Origin of the sequence: Paenibacillus sp. FSL R7-0302 (assembly GCF_038006885.1) — a bacterium.
In the GTDB taxonomy this organism is placed as follows: domain Bacteria; phylum Bacillota; class Bacilli; order Paenibacillales; family Paenibacillaceae; genus Paenibacillus_AQ.
Genome location: NZ_JBBOWB010000001.1, coordinates 839,184 through 859,695 on the forward strand (window position 1 = coordinate 839,184; position 20,512 = coordinate 859,695).

Here is a 20,512-nt window from a genome sequence, read left to right on the forward strand (position 1 = left end):
CATAGATTTAAAGGTATTATATAATTTTTGGCGGATGGCGAATAGCCGGGCAGGGGGAAAACGGGCCCTTTTGGCCAATGTGGTAAAGATAACGAAGAAGAGTTAAAGAAATCTGAAAGCCCTTTCAGCTACCCCGCCGCCTTAACTGATTTGCTCAAGATATTATAAAAGAGTATACGGAAAAACGAATTCATTCGCCGTTTTCTTTGTTCTACAATGAGAGCTGTAACAAACTGCAACGGGCGCACAATTTACGCCCTGTGTATGAGGCCAACATTATTTAAGGGGGATTTCATTTGAAAAGACCACGGTATAAAACAGGCATTACTCTGGCGAGTACTCTGATTCTGGCCCTGTCCATTTCAGCCTGCGGATCGGGGAATTCAGCGGATAAAGGCGGGGCTGAGGCATCAGCGGGCGCGGGGAATGCTACGCCTGCGGCTAAAGCGCCGGTCAAAATCTCCTATCTGACCTTCCGGGTAGGCACACATGCGTCAGCCAAGATGGAGGAAGAACAGATCAAGCAGTTCAATGCCAAATACGGCAATGAAGTGGAGGTTGTGGTTGAAGAGATTCCAAGCGATGCCGCCTATGTTGACAAGATCAAGATTCTGGCCGCTTCCGGGGATGTTCCGGATGTCGTCATGGGCAAGGACGGGATTAATGATGTTCTGATCAAAGGCAATCTTGCAACCCCTTTCAATGAATATCTGGATAAAGATGCGGAATGGAAGGCCGCTATCGGAGAAGACGCCCTCGCTTCCAATACGCGGGACGGCAAGGTCTGGTCGATCAGCGATCAGAAGCAGAACATCGGCTACTTTTACAATAAAGAAATGTTCGGGAAGGCAGGAATCAAACCGGCGGAGACCTGGGATGAATTCATGAGCAACAACGAGAAGCTGAAGGCCGCAGGCTATGTACCGCTTGCCCTGATGACCGGGGAGAATGCCTGGACGAGTAACCTGATTCTTGCGGCGATGATCGGTACGAACGGGGATAACGGCAAAGCGTTCATGAACACTCTGCACCCTGCCAACTTCAATACGCCGGAAATGATTCAGGCGCTTAATATGATGAAGGAGCTGCTGGATAAGTATACGACGAAGGATGCGCTGGGAGCGGGATATGCCAATGCAGCGAACGCGTTCAGCCAGGGCAAGGCAGCGATGATTGCCAATGGTCCGTGGATGATCGGTGATTTCAGCGACCCGACCAAATCCGCTGAAGGCTTCGATCAAAAAGTGGGCGTTGCCGCCTACCCGAACAACAGTCTGATCTCCACCTATGAGGTCGGCTATATGATCGGAGCCAAAACGCCGGAAACCCGCGATGCCGCCGAGAAATTCATCAAGTTCAAAACAGGGCTTGAAGGGCAGACCATCGCGCTTGAATACGGCAATGTAATGCCGGTGTCGAGTGAAGTTCAGCCCTCAGATGCTCTGAAAGAGAAATATCCGATCATGGTCGAGTCGATCACCGTCGCCCAAAAGACGCAGCTTCATTACCGGACACTCGACTCCATCGTCTTCCCGAACGTAACAGATGCCTGGAAGAACCTGTATCCGAAGCTGGTAGCCGGCAAGGCAACTGCCGAAGAGATTGCCCGGGAACTGACGGATATTGCCGCCAAGAATAAATAAAGCAGTTATGTAAGCTGAGGATTGGGGAGGACCATATGGATGGTTAGGAAAAATAGAGGGTATATCACGCTTTTCCTGTTACCGACTGTAATATTGTTTATTCTTGTCTATGCTGTCTCACTTGTGATTCTGTTCGGCACCTCCTTTACGGAATGGTCGGCCGGACGCAGCCCGGTATTTAACGGTCTCACTAACTATATCCAGCTGTTTACGGATGATGCCGATTTTCGCCAAAGCGCACTGAATACAGGTGTCTGGGTCCTGCTGCAGTCTACGGTTCACGTGGCCATCGGCACCCTGTTCGCGATCATTCTCAGTATGAAGGAATTCTACTGGAAGTTCGCGCGCACGGTCTACATGTTTCCGAATATTATCTCGGGTGCAGCCGTAGGGATGCTGTTTCTGTGTATGCTCAATCCTGACTTTGGTGCGGTGAACAGTATTGCCCGCTTATTCGGGAATGCGGATTACTCCCAGAACTGGTTCATGGATTATGCCACGGCCTTCTTCTCTGTCACGATGACCTGGCTGCCCTATGCGGCGGTGGTTACGATCCTGATTCTGGCTGAGATCGCAGCCATTCCAGACAGTCTGTATGAATCGGCGCGGATCGACGGGGCCAGCACGCTGAAGATTAATCTGTACATTGTGATTCCCATGCTGCGCAATATTATCGGCACCTGCGTGATTCTGTCCGGAACCAGCATGCTGCAGAAGATGGATATTATTCTGATGACTACAGGCGGCGGACCCGGCAATGAGACGATGAACCTGCCTATCTATATCTACAAGACCGCACTCATGGACAATAACTTCGGTTATTCCAATTCCGTGGGCGTCTTCCTAATCGGCTTTGGCTTGATTTTTGTCCTGCTGTGCCGAAATCTGTTCAGAATAGGCAGCTCCCAAAACTGAATGGAGCGGATGGGGTGAGAATGTTGAAAAAAGGTTTGGGTGTTCTTAAGTATGGATTTGTAATCCTGATTGTCCTGTTGTCGCTGGGTCCGTTCCTGTGGGTGCTGCTCGCTTCGTTCAAGACCAATGCCGAGATTCTGAGCAATTCGCTCGGCTGGCCAAGCAGCTTCCGCTTCTCCAATTACACGAAGGCCTTCCAAATAGCGCCGATCTCCCGCTTCTACATCAACAGTGTAATCGTGGGGATCTTCGGAACCCTGCTCAATCTGCTGCTGCTCGGTATGGCAGCCTATGTCCTGGCGCGCTTCAAATTCCGCGGCAAGAAGCTATTGATGGGAGCCTTCTCGCTGTCGCTCCTGATTCCGGGAGCGGCGATGCTGCAGCCGCTGTACTTGACATTGAATACGCTTGGACTGTACGACAAGCTGATTGGACTGATTATCGTATATACCGGCTTCGGCTTGCCGGTCTCGCTCTACATTCTATCGAGTTACTTCCTGACAATCCCGAAGGAAATGGAAGAATCGGCTTATCTGGATGGCGCCAGCTTCATCCAGACCTTCTTCCGGATTATTCTGCCGATCTCGAAGCCGGGCTTCGGCACGGCCGGTGTGATGCAGTTCCTGCTCTGCTGGAATGAGTTTCAGTTCGCTATTATTCTGACGACGGGGAATCAGAGCCGTACCCTGCCGCTTGCGCTCTATTATTTCAAAAGCCAGTTCGCCAGTGATTACGGCGTCATGTTCGCGGCCACGATGGTCGTGATCATCCCGAGTATTGTGGTGTATATACTGCTGCAGGAGCAGGTTGTATCCGGCCTTGCTGCGGGAGCGGTGAAGGGATGAGCAGGCGGACGGGAATGACAGTGAAAGTTACCGGAGAATGGAGGGTTGCAGATGAATGAGGATAACCTGTGGTGCCTGAAGGAAGATGGGTATGAAGCCCGGCTGCATAAGCATTATGAAGGGCTTTTTACCCAAGGGAACGGCTATATGCATATGCGCGGAAGCTTTGAGGAAGGGTGCAGCGATGCGCCGCAGAATGAGGAATATCTGCGCTTTCCTGATAACGTTACGCTGGAGAAGCCACGGCACCCCAAATCCAAGCAGGGCACCTTCATCCCGGGCATTGTTTCGCAGCATCCGCTGCTGAAGGAGGAGATTGTCAATCTCCCTTATGTCCTGGGGCTTGAATTCCGGTCAGGGGGCGAGTCTCTGGATATGGACCGCTGCCGGATTAGCAGCTACAGCCGCTGGCTGGACCTGCGGGATGGGATGCTACACCGTTCATTTCTGTGGGAGACAGCAGAAGGCATGCAGCTTAAGTGTACTTATAGCCGCTACCTTAGTATGGCGGACACGCATCTGTGCATCCAGCGGGTGGAGCTGGAGGTTCTGTCTGGCGAAGGCCCGCTGGAGCTGGCGGCGACTCTGCGGGGAGATGTGCGGACCAACGGGATGAATCATTTTGCTCAGGTCATTCCCTTGGCGGAATCCGAAGGTATGCTGTCACTTGAGACACTTACCGAGGAGGGCAACCGGATCATTATGCTGTCGGCTCTTGAGGTCTCTGAAGCGGTGGACTGGCAGGCCGGCGTCACAGAGGTGATGGCTGCGCAGCGCGGGGAATTAGCTCTGCGGGCCGGGGACCGGCTGACGGTCAGCAAGCTGACTGCAGTGACGACGGACCGTGACAGGGAAGAAGGAACGGTGTGCGACAGGGCGCATGAACAGCTCCACTACGCACGCGAATTAGGCTGGGAGCAACTGTATAACCGGCATGCCGGCAGCTGGAGGAGCAAGTGGCAGGCAGCCGATATCGCTATTAAGGGAGACGATGCAGCACAACTAAGCGTCCGCGCCTCACTCTATCATCTCATCCGTGCGAATGCGGAGAAGGATGACCGGGTGGCCATCTGTGCCAAGGGGTATGCCGGAGAAGCTTATTTCGGCAGATATTTCTGGGACACAGAGATTAATCTGCTGCCCTTCTTCCTGCACACCCATCCGCAGGCGGCCCGCAATCTGCTTCTGTTCCGTTATAATACGCTGGACGGAGCCAGAAGCAACGCACGGAAATACGGATACCGGGGAGCACGGTATGCCTGGGAGTCCTCCTTGGGCGGGGAAGAGCAATGTGCCAACTGGCAATATGCCGATCATGAAATTCATATAACAGCGGACATCGTCTATGCGCTATACCATTACGTTAGGGCGACCGGAGATGATGAATTCGTGAAGCATTACGGGATTGACATTCTGGTGGAGACGGCCCGTTATTGGTGCGGCCGGGTGGATTGGAACCAGGAGGGGACAGCCGAGCTGCTCGGCGTGATGGGACCGGATGAATATTTGCCTTTTACCCGCAACAATGCCTTCACCAACCGGATGGTTAAGTTCAGTCTGGAGCAGACCGTTGCCTGTCTCGACAGCCTGGAAGAGGGGAGCCCGGACAGCTATGCGGCTGCGGCGGAGCGGCTGGATATCCGTCCCGGTGAGCGGGAGCTCTTCCGGCATACGGCGGAGAAGCTGAGGCTGCCCTATGACAGCCGGAGCGAAATTGTTCCGCAATCGGACGATTTTGCCTCTTACGCTGAGGTGGATTTTGCGGGCATCTGGACCGACCGGTCGCGTCCCTTCGGCCATTTCATCTCCCAGGAGCGTAATTACCGCTCCAAGGCGCTTAAGCAGGCAGATGTGCTGGAATTAATGATGCTGTTCCCGCAGGAATTCACCCTGGAGCAGATGCAGGCGTCCTACGCTTATTATGAGCCGATTACAACTCATGATTCCTCGTTGTCGGCGGCGGTTCACGGCATTGTGGCCTCCTGGCTCGGGCAGAGTGGGGCTGCGGGCGCTTTTCTGCAGCGGGTAATGGATATTGATCTCTCACCGGAGAAAAAGGGTGCTGCCGAGGGGATTCACATCGCCAATTGCGGCGGCTTGTGGCAGCTGATCGTATACGGGTTCGCCGGGCTGAAGAGTGCGATGTGGAGTGAGAGTATTGAGCTGGAGCCCCGGCTGCCCGAAGGCTGGGAGGAGCTGAGCTTCACCGTGGCCTGGCGGGGAGAGCGCTACCAGATCACCATTCACCCGGTTGCATATGAAGTACAGAAGCTGAATGGAGGGAACCCAGTTGCAGGTGCAACAGTTGGAGGCAGCTATCTTTGATCTAGACGGTGTCATTGTCGATACCGCAAAGTTCCATTATCAGGCCTGGAGGCGTCTTGCCGAAGAGCTGGGGTTCGCTTTCAGTGAAAGAGAGAATGAACAGCTGAAGGGTGTCAGCCGCATGGAATCGCTGGAGCTTCTGCTGCGGGCCGGGGGGATTACGGATCTGACAGAAGAGCAGAAGGAGGATCTGGCCTCCCGTAAAAATGAGTGGTACAAGGAGTATCTACAGACGCTTACGCCTGCCGATGTACTGCCGGGGGTTGCGGATTTCGTTGGGCAACTGCGTTCACAAGGGATTGGGACGGCGATTGCCTCGGCCAGTAAGAACGCTCCGCTGATTCTGGAGAAGGTGAACATCCGGCCGCTGTTCGATGCGGTGGTGGACGGGAACAGCGTCACCCGGGCGAAGCCGGACCCGGAGGTGTTCCTGCAGGCCGCCCGGCTGCTTGGCGCAGACCCGGCCTGCTGCTGCGTATTCGAGGATGCAGCAGCCGGTGTAGAGGGTGCGGTCCGGGCAGGTATGCGCGTGGTTGGCATCGGAGACAGCGGGCTGCTTGCCCGCGCTCACCTTATTGTGACCAGCTTCGAACAGCTGGAACCTGTATATCTGCTTAACCATATCGGCATAGCGGGACATGCCGGAGGGGAAGCGTCCGAATGAAAAATCGGCCGACGGGGATGAACGGCTGGGTGACTGGTGGGCGTGAAGGAATGAATGGTTGGGTTGCTGGTGGGCGGAGAGGGAATGAGTGCTTGGCTGATCGGTGTGAAGGAATGAATGGTTGGGTTGCTGGTGGGCGGAGAGGGAATGAATGCTTGGCTGATCGGTGTGAAGGAATGAATGGTTGGATGGCTGATGGGCGGACGGAAGGAGCATTTGGATGAACACTGAGCAAATTGGTAGTTTGACGCTAGCCGGGCTGCAGCCGGACCTTCCACAAGCGCTGCCGGAAGGCGGTTATGTCAGTCTGACGCTGATTAGAGACCGCTTCGGCTCGCAAATGCATCTGTTGACCATATGCAATGGTCGGCTGCTCTTCACTGTGATACCGGAGCGGGGGATGGATATCGGGGAAATCAGGCTGGATGCCGGGAAGATCAGCTGGGAGCGGGATGAGCGGTATCTGCTTCATCCGGATCATGTAGATCTGACCGATAATGAGCAATCGGGCTGGGATTCAGGGTTCTATGCGGCTGTAGCTGCTATAGGCCCTGAAATCTTCGGCACCCCGGATGAGGTCAGAACTGTCCATGGGACGGGGTCCTATTCCCCGGCGCTGCCGGAATCGGTGCGGCTGAGCTGGGATGAGCAGCACATCTGCCTGGAGGGTGACATTCCGGTGAGAGGGTATGGAATGTCGCCTGTGTATCAGAAAACAGTCCGCATCATTACCCCTTACGGAGCGGCTGACCTGTTCCGGGAGGATACGGTGCAAAATGTAACAGATTCCGTCCAACCCGTTGATGACGGATACCATATCCAGCTGGCAGGGTCCTTCATGGCGGGCGGGGGGAGTTATATCCTGCCGGTCCTGCCTGAGAAAATGCTGCTCCGTGACTCTGCCCCACCGGAAGCGGATCCGTTGGCTGTCTACGATGCCGGAACCCGGCTGGACCCGATCCGCTGTTATCAATACGTTCCCCAGCTGGTGGCAGGGTTGTCCGATCTGCCGCAGGTCTGCGGCTACCCCGCAGCCGCAGCCGGAAGCGGCGGGCTGACCGCCGAGATGCTGGTGAACGCCGGGCAGGATACCGCAGCCTATGTGATCCGTTCCCTGCAATGCTATCCGCGTTCACTGATCGCCAAACGGGCGGTCACCGACTGGATGTATGCTCTGGAGCCATGCAAAACGCGGCCCAATTCCATGCAGCAAAAATCGATAGACGGTGAAACGGTCTATCTCGGGCCGCGCAGTCAGTGCAGCGGCTGGATCATCCTGGGGGCAACGCGTGATCCTGAGGAAATTGCCGCCCTTGCGGGCATGATCCAGAGTGCAGCAAAGTAATCGGTGCCAGAACAGTCCCGACAAAGTGAGACCCATCCAAACACCTTCAAGAGAATGGAACCTGCCGTAAGACAGGGAGACAATCTTGAAGGTGTTTTTTGTTGCAGGGAATGGGATTATCCGGCGGACAGATTACTTGGCAGACAGAAGAAGGCCCGGCACAAGAGGCCAAGGCGGAAATGTTGCACATTATGCAGCCTAGGCTCTCAATTTACCGGCATGTAAGCCGGATTCCTGCACGAAATGCAGGATTTGCTCCGTATTGCTGCTGGGTGGTAGAGAAATGATGACATTTGTACAGGCGTGTTGATTCCCCATATTATGGGAGGGACAAAATGCCAGGATGACCTTTACGCCTGAGCAGATTAAACTGAACCTGCCACTCCAGCGGAAGATTAAACATACGCCAATACTGCATAAATTCCCAAAAGGTCAATTGAGCAAAGGTTGGGACTTTAGGTTGAACGGTATCGTATAGGCACTTTAAAAGCACATAGACACAAAAGGCCACATATAACTGGCTATATACCGCATTTTCGGTCGTTCCGAATAGACAGGGCACATTCAGATGCTGTTTAATCCAGCGGAAAAAGACTTCAATTTGCCAGCGGGCCTTGTAGATTTCAGCGATCACATGAGCGGACTCTTTTCTCAAATCGGTCACGACCCGTACGACTTCACCCCGGTCATTTTCAAATTCAACGACGCGGTGGCGCTGGGCGGACTGGCATTTCCCTTGACCAATATAACAGGTGATATCGCGTACAATTTTGGTGTCTCCCTCCGCCGGTCGCTGAAGCTTTCGCGGCATCACCAAATGGAGATTGTCTTTCAGACGAATCACAAAGGACTGACCTTGCTGCACATATTGATCCAATCGACCGATTTTTCCATACGCTCGATCCTGGACTAAAAGGTAGTCCTTATCGGCCAAGACTTCTCCAAATGGAGCGTCATTGCGCCGGGCAATCGATTCGACCACTTTCACGGGAGAACGCTGCCCATGCGAAAAAGCGACATGCAGCTTAATGCCTCCTCTGAATTTTTTATACGGAGCCCAAGACATGTGGGAGTTTGCCGCCGTAATCGTCGTAGAGTCAATAAGCAGAAGATCTTTAGGCAGATTCAGGTGCCGCCGGGTTTGCCGGTTACATTTCTGGACGAGCATTTGAAAGATACGTTTGAAGATGTCGTAAGGGACTTCACCGGCCTTGCCGGAAAACGTGGAGTAATGAATCTCGGGCAAGTCAACGCTTGGGCCTAAGCGGGCACTTTGCCGGAAGCCGTCCCATTTGTGGTAACAGGCTTGGACAAAGTAATCGAGCAGCAACTCGACGGTCATTTTGGTTGCTGTATCCTCGTAGTCCTCGGTCTGTCCGGTCACCATTTGGACTTCTTCCGGTGTTAGTACTTGTTTGAAAACGGCTAAGAATGGGGTATATTTATTCATGAGGTCGCCTCATTTCGGTTTGGTTTGGTCGTACTTACCATTACCCGAAATGGCGGCCTTTTTGTCCCTTTTTTTGGGAAATCAACACGCTTGACATTTGTACAACAATCTCGGGGTGGGGCCGAGTTTGTGAGGGGAATGTTGTAGATAGAGCAATAGCAATTGCATTTTGTACATTAGAATCTGTAAAAATGGCTAAAAATGTGAGGCTCTATTGCATTCTGTACAGTTGAATCTCGAGCAAAGGCCATTTTTCACCTGAGATGCAACATCTTACTGTACGAAATACAATAGAATCCCATTTCGCAGCAAAATATGAGAGTTCTATTGCAGGAAATACAATCAGTTGGTTAAATATGATCCCTGGCGCGATGGAACATGGATTTGGCGGGAGAGCTTCAGCGGCTAAAGCGCGCACCTCCTTGCATGTAGTTAATTTCAGTTAAAGGGAAAAAGCCAGAGGCTTGCATGCGGGGAGCTGGAGAATAAAGCTTGAGGACAGCAAGAGGCGCTCCCCCGGATGCTATTCCAGAAGGAGCGCCTTATTTATGCCTTGCAGAGCAGCTAATATCCGCTTGCCGCCAAAGACTTATTTCTTCAGATAATTCAGAAGGAGCTGCGCAGCTTCGGCACGGGTGGCGGGAGCCTTCGGAGCGAAGGTGCCGTCAGCCCGCCCTTGCACGAGGCGGAGCGAAGCTGCTGCCGCCACTTGTTCCGTTGCCCAGCCGGAGATGCTGCTGGCATCCTTGAAGGAAGGGCTGAGCGCAGCAGCCGGAAGGGTGGTTCCCTGCCGGAGCTGATACGCCCGCATCAGAATGACGGTCATCTCCTCCCGGCTGATCGCTGCATTCGGCTGGAAGGATTCTGCGGTCCGTCCGGTAATCAGGCCGGCTTCGACCATGCCGGAGAGCGCCTTCTGATACCAGGCGTCTGGCGGCACATCGGTGAAGCTGCGGCTGCTGTTGTCGCTATCGCTACCGTTGCCGTTACCGCTACTGTTGTCGCTACCGCTGGCACTGTCGCTACCGCTGGCACTGTCGCTGGCACTGTCGCTGCTGCTACCGCTACCGCTGGCACTGTCGCTGCTGCTACCGCTACCGCTGGCACTGTCGCTGCTGCTACCGCTACCGCTGGCACTGTCGCTGCTGCTACCGCTACCGCTACCGCTGTTGCTTAACTGCAGCGTGTTCGCCATGAGCTGTGCGAATTCAGCCCGGGTAATATTCCGGACCGGCTGATAAGCCTGCTCGGAGATGCCCCGGATCAGATGCTTCGCCGACAGCTCGCGCAGCGCGTCAAAGGCCCAGTGTGAATCCGGAACATCGCTGAATTGCTTGGAATACTCCAGCAGCGCGTAGGTGCCGCTGCCGTCAAGAAGCCCCTTCAACCCGCTGCCTTCCGCAGCACCGCCCAGGTAGGTGAGCGTACCGTCACTCTCCACACGGTACAGGCCAAGCAGCTTCGGATCAAGTCCAGCGGCGGGCCAGCTGAGGCTTACCGGAACCGAATATTTGTCCAGCCGGTGGATCTTGCCATCCGCACCGGACGCGATAAGATCATAATTCATCAGCTTGCCCTTAAGCGTGACGCCTGCTTCGGTCTTCAGCGCCGCTGCGGCCAGCGTCTTTGGCTCTGCGGTCAGCAGAAGCTTGGCACCGCTGCGCCCGTCCGCAGGCACGGCTTCCGCCAGCTGCTTCAGCAGCTCCGGCGCCAGTACAAGCTCAATTCCGTCTCCCTGCACACGCAGGGAACGGGTTCCCAGCAGCTCCCCGGCATTCACCGGAAGCTCCACTGCATCCGCTTGCCCCACCTGCACCGTAACCACTCCGTCTGTCCCCGGACCGCTTAGCTGAGCAGCTGTAATGACAGCAACCGCCGGACCCGGCGTTGCAGTTGGCTGCGGTGTCGGCTTAGGAGTTGCCGTTGATACTGGCGGGCCTGCCGGCGTCACCGGAGGGTCCGTTGGTGTTACCACCGGAAGGCTGACGGTCAGATCAATGGTCCCGGTACTGACCGTATCCGTATAAGAACGGTTACCGATGATACGGCTATTACTTACTTCAGCCTTGTATGCTCCTGCATCCGCAGCCCCGGCCTTCTCAATAGTCAGACTGCTGCCGGTGGCGCCGTCCAGCACAAGGTCATTCTTCAGCCAGCGGTAGCTCAGCTCTCCGTAGACTGAGCTGGCTACAACGGTAAAGGTAACGGAATCTCCCCCGGCTACAGGATTAGCCGAAGCCGTGAACGACTGGATGGACGGAAGCTCATACGCCGGATACACCTTAAGGCTAAGCTCTGTTCCGGTAACGCGTACCGAATCCACTTCTGCTGCTCCGGTCAGTACAACACGGTACTGTGTTCCGTCATCCTCCATTCCCGGGGTGAAGCGATATACCGCTCCGGTAACGCTTGCAGGCAGCCAATCCCCGCCGTCAGGGCGTTTCATCTCCCATGCTATGGACGCTACATCTCCTGTTGGCTCAACCAGCAGCGTCAACGGCTCGCCCGCGACGGTCTCCAGCCGGGAGGGAAGATCTATACCGAATCCCGGAGGGGTCCATTCGGCATCGGCCGGAAGCACCTGCAGGATGTATTCCTGCTCCCCGGTTAAGCCGCCTTCGCCGGTCACAACGGCCTTATACCGGTACCCGCTCATCGCTTCCGACAGCGCCGGAAGCAGCAGCCTGTCACCTGAACCAACCGGCTCGCCGTAGCCATCTCCCTTGTCCACGTACCAGGTGTAGGACAGCGTTCCTGTCCCTTGACCTGCGGCGCGGAGCACTCCGTCTGAGCCTGCCCGCATCGCGCCTTCACTGACGATCTGCACCTCCGGCGCTTTAAGCTCCCATTTCGCCGTCAGCGTTAAGGCGCCGGGCACGGTACGGGCGGCAAAATCCCATTTCTCCGCCTCGTTGTACCAGCCCTCCAGCTCATAGCCTTCCTTCGTGACTGCCGGAGGAGTCAACGCTTCTCCGTATACAGCCTGAACAACTGTCTGCTCCGGACTTCCGCCACTCGCGTTAAAGGTTACCTCATAACGCCCGCCCAGCTCGCTTAAGGCGCTGATCTCACTGTTGCTGAGGTTGCGGATTTCGATTTTCATACGCTGATTATCTTTGCCCTGGTCATCAGCTACCCGCACGGCTGCACCGTTATTGTTCGATGCGCCTTCTACAGTAATGACTTTATTATTGCTTTTGTTCACGATCTTGTAATAGTCCCCGTCTTTCACCAGCTTCCACTGCTGGCTATCCGGTATCGTTCCCTTGGCCATCGTATTCTGACAGATCTGCTGTATCGCTGAGCCGGGAAGAAGATCAATAACCAGGCCGCTGTGAACCGATTGGATCTGGTAATATCCCGTGCCGAGATCCAGGAATCTCCACAGCTGATTATTGCCGTCGCCGTTCGCCCATTGGTTAATGACCGCCAGCGGATCACTGGATACCCGGTCTACATCCAGCGCTTTTCCGCTGTGCTTCGGCTGGATTTTGACCATTTTTTCAGGAATGATCTTCTTGGCAATGGAGCTCATGAATCCGCCGCTTGTCTTATCAATGGTGAGGCTGTCGATATTGAATCTTCCGGTATCGCCCTGTTCACGGATGAATTGAATGACATTCTTACCGGACTTCAGGTTCACGGACTCGGTGCTGTTGGCCCACATCTCCCAATTCGCAGTCGGGGTCAGGGAGATTTGCTTGATTCTCTGCCCGTTAACGTACATCGACATGGTGATGTTGGAGCTTTGTGCGCCGGAGTAGCGCAGGGTTGAGGTATAGGCCGCTGTATTAGGAACGTTGACCTCGAACTTCAGCGAATCTCCTGTCTGCTCAAATCCGCCGACAAATCCGTTGCCCTCATACCATAGATGATCTCTGGCAATCTGCAGGCTTCCGGTTCTCGCCGCATCTTCTGCCTGATACCTCCATGGGGTGCGCTTGGTCAGATGAATACTGTCGATATTGATCATGCCGGAATTGTCCGTTTCGTTCTTGTAGGTAATGATGTTCTTGCCCTGCTTCAGGCTCAGCGTCTCAAGCTGCTCCTTCCAGACTGCAAGCCCGCCGGTGGCGGGGAGGGTAATACTCCTGATCCGGGTGCCGTTTAAGTACAGGGCCAGGGTTTTGCCCGCATCAGCTTTTGCATATCGCAATTTCACATCATAGGACGCCGCATTCTCAACATTTACAGCAAACTCTACCGAGGAGTTCGCAGCGGATAGTCCGGTTATATAACCAGTCCCCATGTTGCCGTCTTTGGCGTACACGACTGAAGTGTCAGCCGCACCGGTCAGCTTGGCATCCTCTGCGCCATAATGCCAAGTGGTTGCTTCGGTGACCGTGATATAGTCCAGATTGACATTGCCGGTGTCGCCGGCGTCATATTTGTACATAATCGTATTTTCCCCTTCTCTGAGGAAAACATTGTCATAACGGTCGGCCCAGCGGTCCCAGTTGCCCAGGCTGAAGAAATCGACCCGTTTAATCTTTTGCCCGTTCACATACATACTCAGGGTTCTGTCATCGTCAAACCCTAAGCTGTAGCCCAGATTAACCGAATAGCTGCCTGCGCTGGCAGCATTGACCTTGAAGGTGACCCCAGAATTTGCAATCCATAAGCCGCCGGCAAATCCGGTTCCGCTATATCCCGCATGGTCTCTGTCAATCCTGGCATTGCCGGACAGCACGGCATCTTCGGCCTCGTACAGGCTGCTTCTTTTGATAATCATCGCATCCAGGGCCAGACCGCTCTTGCCGGATAACCGGATCGTGTTGCTTCCGGCATTGAGCTGTATATTATGCACGGAATGGATATCGAAGTTGGCATCAAAGCCTGCGTTGGAGGCAAAAGAGAGATCCCGGGCTGCCCCCCCGTTGACTTTTAATTTCATGTTAACCGCGCTTGGCGTATTGTTGTTGTATCTGAAATCCAGTGAGTAGGTTCCTTGTGCGTTGGTGTTCACTGTAAACTCTGCATAGTTATTGTCACTGCTGTTGCTGAATTTCTCATACAGGCCGCCGGAAGCATAACCGCTTTTGCCGACGATCCGGGACACTCCTGACAGGCTGGCGTCCTCGGCCTCATAGATTTCGCTTCTCTCCTCGCCGGAGGGTCTGTTCAGGACAGTGCCGGGGTTAGAAGGAATTCCAAGATTGATGTAATCATGATCATCCCAGTGGAAGCGCTGGGCTCTGATGCCCCGGTTCCCGCCGCCTTGCCCGTGGGTCGGTATGCCGTGATACATAATCCAATCCTCGGTATCGTCCTCGGACTTCAGGAACAGGGGGGAGCCCGGACCGTAGGAGCTGTTCTCGTCCGATCTTTTCATAACCGGCTCGGGATGCTTCACCCAGGACTGTGCCTGCATCACATCGGAACCGGCATCGGCCACGGATACCCCTACAGAATAGTTATCGTTCATGAAGCTGCTGGCCGAATAGGCGAAGAAGGTTTTGCCATTACGTTCCACAACGGCTGCGCCCTCATTGATATTGTCGTGCTGCTTCTCCCAGTCATATTGCGGCCGGGCCACTGTACCCTCCGGACCTTCCAGGGTCCACGGGTTCTTCATTTTGACAATGGTCGGACTCTCGTCGAATTTCGTCTTTGCAGGGTCATTCGGGTCCGGGTAGTAGAAGTACTTGGTATAGGTGAAGTAGGTTTCCCCTTGGATGGATACCACTCCGCAGGCCAGACCGAAGCTCTCCGTGTTCAGCAGCCCTTGCTTGACCGTAACCTGCCCGTCGCTGTCTGCATTGGCGGATTCGCCCTTAAGCTCCCACGTGCCTTCAAAAGGATCGGGAGAAGCATTCTCCAGGACATAAGAGCTGGGATGACCGTAACCGTAGCTCTCCTCGGGGCCGGAAGAGAAGTACAGATACCATTTGCCCTCCAGCCTGTAGATATAGGGACCCCATACGAATCCGAAATTATCCGGCTTTTTCCAGACGACCTTGCTCTTGGCCACAGATACGCCGAGAATGGTCTCATGCCTCTTCAGGGTGATATTGTTATCGCCAGAAAAAGCTGAATAGTAGTAGCCGTCTGCAGCCCTGGCGATGGTGGGGTCAGCACCTCCCATAAGCGGATTGACAAAATTAGAGGTTACCTCTGCACTGGAGATGCCTGCGAGCATGAAGGACATCAGAATCACAAAGGGTAACATCACCAAACTTTTTTTCCTCATAATAATCTCCTTATCTGTTCGATTTTCCTCCTGAAAGCTTAAGTGCCGATAAATGAAACCGCTTACTTAAATTTGTAGCGCTACGCATTCATTATAAAATAGAAACGGAACTGTTTTTCCGCATCATGTTTTGCGATATTTTGAGCGATTGTCCCGGCAGAAGAGGAGTCTGGAACGGAAATTGGAGAGTCTTTCATTTTTTTTAGTTTTCTTATGTTATTTTGACTGCCTGGACCAGGAAGGCGAAACAGGCCTACAAAGCTGCGTCCGGGCAACTTGTAAGCCTGTCTGGCATGAATGGCAGGGCGGAGTAACCGCCGTTCTTCCGGCTATACCAGCTCGATTACCGCCATCTGGTGATTCTCCAGGTAAGGAATCGTATAGTTAATCTCGCCCCCGCTGCTGAACGTGAACGGCAGCTCTGTCATTGACGGGGCGAGATAGACACGGTGCACGGGATCAGAGGAGGGGAGGCGCAGGCTGACAGAAATGCCCCGCAGCGGCACAATATCCTCGATGACTTCGATCCGGCCTTTGAGCGTAGGAGCGGCGTAGAGCAGATGGTGCACATAGCGCTGTTCTGCCTGCTGATACTGCAGGGTCGTTATGCCGCGGGCCGGCAGATTCGTACGCAGTGACGGCTGAGGGAGCAGCCGCGACAGTGCATGCAGCACCATCTCCTTCAGGATGAGAGGGCCGGCATCCGCATACTCGCTGAATACATCCCAGGCAATATAGATGCCGCTGCTGCTCTCCACCATCCCCGGACCGTTGTTCTCCATGGCGCCCGGTGTATGCTGGTGGGAGCAGAAGGTGAAGACATCGCGGTTGAAATAAGGATTCTCCAGATGTCCTAGCGCCTCTCCTTGTCCTTCCAGCAATTCGATTAGCTGGCCTTCGCCGTACATTACATAGGAGGCGGGCAGCAGCGCGCCGGGCGTGAAATACGGCTTAAAGTAAGCGGGACGGTAAGGGTTGGCTCCCAGCCAGCTGATTCCGAGGTCCATCGCAAACGCATCACCTGCCGGATTCAAGCCGGAGCGTCCGGTGGCCAGCACCTTGCCGCCTCCGGCGGTAAAGGCCCTGATCGCGTCGGCAAGCTCCGGCCATACGTGCACCTCATCGGGCAGCACCAGCACTTTGTAGGCGGTGAAATCGCTGAATGTATCTACGATATCATACAGGTAATGCCCTTCGGTTAGCATCCGCACCGCTCCGGCGTCAGCCAGATTCCGCTCCCCCCTGCGTGCCTGTCCGCCGGGGCAGGCTTCGCGTGCTGCCTCCAGGGACAGGACGGCAATATCTGCAACGGACGTAACTCCGCTGCACCATTCCTCCTTCGCCTCGACCTCGCTGTAGGCAGCGCCGATCAGGGCGTAAGTTGCCTCATCCATCAGGCCGGAGGGATGGAGCTGGTCACCGATAGAGCATCTGGCGCCGTGGGCCAGGCTAAGCGCAGTCTCGAACCGCAACGCGTTCGGATGCTTATAGCCGCCGAATTCGCCCCAGGAGGTATGGAATTTGCCGGTCATGCCGAGGAATTCCATGCCTAGTGTCTGAGCGTAGCGTGCGGACAGCGGGAAATGATCATAACCCCAGCCTCCGGTAGGCAGCGACTCCAGCTCCAGATGGCTGTTGACCTGTACCAGATCGCGGCGTCCCCGCTGCTGATGGCCGTTGTTGTGATAGACAGGAAGTCCGGGCTTCACGGCATCCAGAGTCTCCCGCACACGGCGGGCATAATTCAGGTAAGTCTGCTCACCGAGGGCGATGACGGCAGCTTCATCCCGGGGGTCCTGGCCCGCGGCCCGCAGAGCGGTGACGCAATATTGGCAGCGGCATTTACGGCAACCAACGATGTCCAGGAAGATGCCGTCAGCATCGTAGCGGGAAGCCGCCTCATGAATCTGGGCCAGCAGGATGTCCAGATAAGGCGTGTTCATACAGAACTCGTGGTAACCCGGTGTCATGAAATCCTTCACCCACCGGGTCCGGTCCTCGGCGTCGCGGATCAGCCACTCCGGGTGGCGGCGAGCCAGCTTCTCGTCCAGGCCGGCCGATAAATACACCGGTGTACGGACTCCGATCTCATGGGCAGCCTCAATCATTTCACCCAGCAAGTCGAAGGTGAGCTCGGGGTGCATCTCATTGGCTTCACTCGGGTGATAGGCCCAGCCGTGATGGCATTTGGAGAATACGGTGACCGAGTCAACATGACCTGTACGCAGCATGGACTGGAACTGGGCTCTGGAGAAGTCCCGGCCAATGCCGGGAATGGCTTCTGAGGTATGGAAATCAAGATGAACCTGACGAAAACGCATGGATATACAGCCCCTTATGGAATGGAATGAAAAGAAGATTCCCAGTCACTGTACCTCTTTATTGCCGGAGCAGCCAGTGATAATATAGACTTTGAATAGCACAAAACCGACTTAAGACAGGAGGGGGTATTATGCTGTGCCTGGAGTTTCCCATTCCGCCGCTGCCGCAGTTTGTCACAGTGGGACATGCCGTCTGGTCACCGGGGGACCGGCATTTCGCCCGCACCTTCGGTGTATATGATCTGCTGCTGGTCAAGCGGGGTACGCTCTATATGATGGAAGCAGGCAAGGAATATGCGGTGGGGACGGGGATGGTGCTGGTGCTGGAGGCCGGATTGCCGCATGACGGATACCGTGCCTGTGAGGAGGATACGGAGATCTACTGGGTGCATTTCATTCATGCACCTGAACCGGCGTATATCCGGCGCGGGGATATCCCCTGGTCTTCATTGCTGGCAAAGGGAACGGTAGAGGATGAGGAGCCTTCGGTGCAGCAGCGCCTGTATCTGCCGAAGTTCGCAGCCGTTGATCTGGAGGGGCTGGAGCCGATCCTGCAGGAGATGAACGAGCTTCATAACCGGCTCAGCGCAGAGAATGCCATGAGGCTTCATCTGCTGCTGGCTGGTCTGCTGGCAGCGCTTCAGGCGGAATGTGAGCATACGGCTCAGCCGCCGGAGCCGGCGGTCCGGCTGGCCCGGGCTGCCGCGGCCTATCTGGCGGAACATTGGCGGGAGCCGTTTCATCTGGCCCGGCTTGCGGAGGAGCTGCATTTCCAGGCGGATTACATTACCAGATGCATGAAGCAGCATATCGGCACCACGCCGCTGCAGTATGTGCTGCATCTGCGTCTGGAGGAAGCGAAGAAGCTGCTGGGCGGTACGGTGCTTGGCATCTCGGAAATTGCCGAACGGGTAGGCATTCAGGACCCCAATTATATGACCCGGCTGTTCAGTGCCAGGTTCGGAGTAACCCCCGGAGCCTACCGGCAGCGGCTGCGCCAGCGGGATGAGGCTGCTGCCGCGCCCGGTCCGGGGGAGGGCTGAGCACCCGCCCGGACAGTGCTCAGGAGTCCAGCATCCGCTCGCGGTATTGGCTGGGACTGCAGTTAAATACCTTGCGGAACTGGCGGGAGTAATAATTCTGGTCATGGAAGCCGCTGTCCATCGCCACCTGCGAGATGCTCAGGCCCGGGCTGCGCAGCAGGGTGCAGGAATAATCCAGCCGCTTACGGATGACATAATCCATAGGGGTGGTCTGGTAGTTGCGGGTGAATACCCGCAGGAACTGGCGGGTGGACATATAGGCCCGGTCTGCCATGGATTGCAGCGTGATCGGCTGCAGGAAGTGCTCTTCGATATAGGTGACGGTCTCCCCGATCCGCAGCGCTTTGTTATCCTCATGACTGCTGCTGTTCTGATAATAGCGGGAGAGCATGCCTACCAGAGCGGTGAAATAGGTACGGATCATCAGCCGGTAGCCCTCGGGCTGCCGGTCATGCTCCTCGAGAATCTGATCCAGCAGCCGGGTAGCTTCACGGAGCTGCCCGGTTTCCAGCGAGAGCATCCCCTTGAAATACATCTCCTTCCGGTAGAACGGCTCAATATAGAATAAGGCTTGGAAGCCGGGCAGGAGCCTCAGCTCGGACTGCTGAAGCAGCTGCTCCGGCTGGAACATCACGTTCACGTATTCAATTCCGTCCACATTCTTGTAGCCATGGGAAACGTTGCTGTGAATTAGAAAAACCTGTCCGGCCTTAACCGGCACCTCTCTCCCTTCAATGATGTGTATAGCGTGTCCTGACAGAATAACGACAAGCTCAGAGAAGTCATGGCTGTGGACGTAGTAATCATGGGTCAGCGGGCATTTCTGGATTCTAAAGGTAAAACCCGGCTCAAGGCCGATATCCCGCGCTAGTATTTTGGTAGTCATGGCCATATTATGCTAAAGAAGGTCGGGATCGTCAAGGCGTAAAGGCGCGGGCGGCGCTACCATTAGATTGCGGGTCTGTCAGGCCTGGCTCCGGCCAGCCGGTGAGGTCTGCGCAAGCGGTCAGGAGGGAAAAGTATGCTTCATTTACTGAATAATAAGGATAAATCAAATAACGGAAATCTCCGGATACTGTTCCTCGGGGACAGCATTACGGCAGACGGCCGGTATATCGGACTGGCCCGGGAAGGCTTAAGCAGGCACCGTCCGGGACTGGCGGTGGAACTGCTTCCGTGCGGGGTTCCCAGCGAGACCGTCTCAGGACTTAGCGAAGCCGCGCATCCCTTTCCCCGGCCTTGTGTCCATGACCGGCTGGCAGGCGAGCTTGCGGCGGCCGGTCCCGATGTGGTCGTGGCCTGTTATGGTATGAATGACGGAATCTATCATCCCTTTTCGGATAAGCGCTTCGCTGCCTATCAGGCGGGGATGCTGAAGCTGAGCGCACTTATCCGTGAAGCGGGAGCCGCGTTCGTGCTGCTGACACCGCCGCCGTTCGACGCCGTCTCGATGGAGGGTCCGCTGCAGCCTGCAGAGGCGGAGGATTTCAGCTATCTGGCACCTTACAGGGATTATGACCGTGTATTGAAGCGTTATGCGGACTGGCTGTTATCCGGCGGCTGTGCCGCAGACGGCGTTATTGATATGCGCACACCGCTGCTGGAGCATATCTGCCATGAGCGGTCACTTGATGCCTCGTACCGTTACGGCGACGGTATTCACCCGGATTTGTCCGGCCACAGGATCATGGCGGGGGTACTGCTGCGGGAGTTATTCGGCGCAGAACCGGACGGACTCCTGGAGCAGCCCTCTACCCCAAACCCTGATTGA

12 protein-coding genes are annotated in these 20,512 nt (G+C 55.3%); 8 read left to right on the top strand and 4 right to left on the bottom strand.

Going from position 1 to position 20,512, the window contains the following annotated elements; translation table 11 throughout:
- The first annotated feature begins 296 nt into the window (after window positions 1-296).
- The 6 genes from MKY96_RS03710 to MKY96_RS03735 all read left to right on the top strand — a co-directional run bounded on the left by MKY96_RS03710 (window position 297) and on the right by MKY96_RS03735 (window position 7,737).
- Window positions 297-1,643 carry an ABC transporter substrate-binding protein gene (locus MKY96_RS03710; protein WP_340938692.1) on the top strand — a complete coding sequence of 449 codons (1,347 nt, stop codon included), beginning with the start codon at window positions 297-299 and terminating at the stop codon, window positions 1,641-1,643.
- Between the two features lie 39 nt (window positions 1,644-1,682).
- Window positions 1,683-2,558 (top strand): carbohydrate ABC transporter permease, encoded by an 876-nt coding sequence (locus tag MKY96_RS03715; RefSeq protein WP_340938693.1) that lies wholly within the window; start codon window positions 1,683-1,685, stop codon window positions 2,556-2,558.
- Window positions 2,559-2,593: 35 nt separating this feature from the next.
- Complete coding sequence (locus tag MKY96_RS03720) at window positions 2,594-3,403, top strand: carbohydrate ABC transporter permease (protein ID WP_340938694.1); 810 nt, start codon at window positions 2,594-2,596, stop codon at window positions 3,401-3,403.
- 51 nt (window positions 3,404-3,454) lie between these two features.
- On the top strand, window positions 3,455-5,728 hold the full coding sequence (locus MKY96_RS03725; protein WP_340938695.1) for a glycoside hydrolase family 65 protein: 2,274 nt from the start codon (window positions 3,455-3,457) through the stop codon (window positions 5,726-5,728).
- Window positions 5,700-6,392 carry a beta-phosphoglucomutase gene (gene pgmB, locus MKY96_RS03730; protein WP_340944432.1) on the top strand — a complete coding sequence of 231 codons (693 nt, stop codon included), beginning with the start codon at window positions 5,700-5,702 and terminating at the stop codon, window positions 6,390-6,392. Before MKY96_RS03725 ends, pgmB begins: the two co-directional genes overlap by 29 nt.
- A 220-nt stretch (window positions 6,393-6,612) precedes the next feature.
- Window positions 6,613-7,737 carry a DUF4432 family protein gene (locus MKY96_RS03735; RefSeq protein WP_340938696.1) on the top strand — a complete coding sequence of 375 codons (1,125 nt, stop codon included), beginning with the start codon at window positions 6,613-6,615 and terminating at the stop codon, window positions 7,735-7,737.
- A gap of 319 nt (window positions 7,738-8,056) precedes the next feature.
- Here the strand turns inward: MKY96_RS03735 and MKY96_RS03740 are convergent, their stop codons facing one another.
- The 3 genes from MKY96_RS03740 to MKY96_RS03750 form a co-directional block, all read right to left on the bottom strand.
- Window positions 8,057-9,187 (bottom strand): IS4 family transposase, encoded by a 1,131-nt coding sequence (locus MKY96_RS03740; protein WP_340938697.1) that lies wholly within the window; start codon window positions 9,185-9,187, stop codon window positions 8,057-8,059.
- A 589-nt stretch (window positions 9,188-9,776) separates the two neighbouring features.
- Window positions 9,777-15,377 carry a CBM35 domain-containing protein gene (locus tag MKY96_RS03745; protein ID WP_340938698.1) on the bottom strand — a complete coding sequence of 1,867 codons (5,601 nt, stop codon included), beginning with the start codon at window positions 15,375-15,377 and terminating at the stop codon, window positions 9,777-9,779.
- A gap of 329 nt (window positions 15,378-15,706) precedes the next feature.
- The gene (locus MKY96_RS03750) at window positions 15,707-17,698 is read right to left on the bottom strand and encodes an alpha-amylase family protein (RefSeq protein WP_340938699.1); all 1,992 of its coding nucleotides are present in this window, start codon (window positions 17,696-17,698) and stop codon (window positions 15,707-15,709) included.
- A gap of 131 nt (window positions 17,699-17,829) precedes the next feature.
- On the opposite strand from MKY96_RS03750, the gene MKY96_RS03755 reads away from it, so the two are divergent.
- Window positions 17,830-18,741 carry an AraC family transcriptional regulator gene (locus tag MKY96_RS03755; protein ID WP_340938701.1) on the top strand — a complete coding sequence of 304 codons (912 nt, stop codon included), beginning with the start codon at window positions 17,830-17,832 and terminating at the stop codon, window positions 18,739-18,741.
- A gap of 19 nt (window positions 18,742-18,760) precedes the next feature.
- Here the strand turns inward: MKY96_RS03755 and MKY96_RS03760 are convergent, their stop codons facing one another.
- Window positions 18,761-19,627: an AraC family transcriptional regulator gene (locus MKY96_RS03760; protein WP_340938702.1), complete on the bottom strand. Its 867-nt coding sequence runs from the start codon at window positions 19,625-19,627 to the stop codon at window positions 18,761-18,763.
- Window positions 19,628-19,762: 135 nt separating this feature from the next.
- Between MKY96_RS03760 and MKY96_RS03765 the strand changes: the two genes are divergently transcribed.
- Complete coding sequence (locus MKY96_RS03765; RefSeq protein WP_340938703.1) at window positions 19,763-20,512, top strand: GDSL-type esterase/lipase family protein; 750 nt, start codon at window positions 19,763-19,765, stop codon at window positions 20,510-20,512.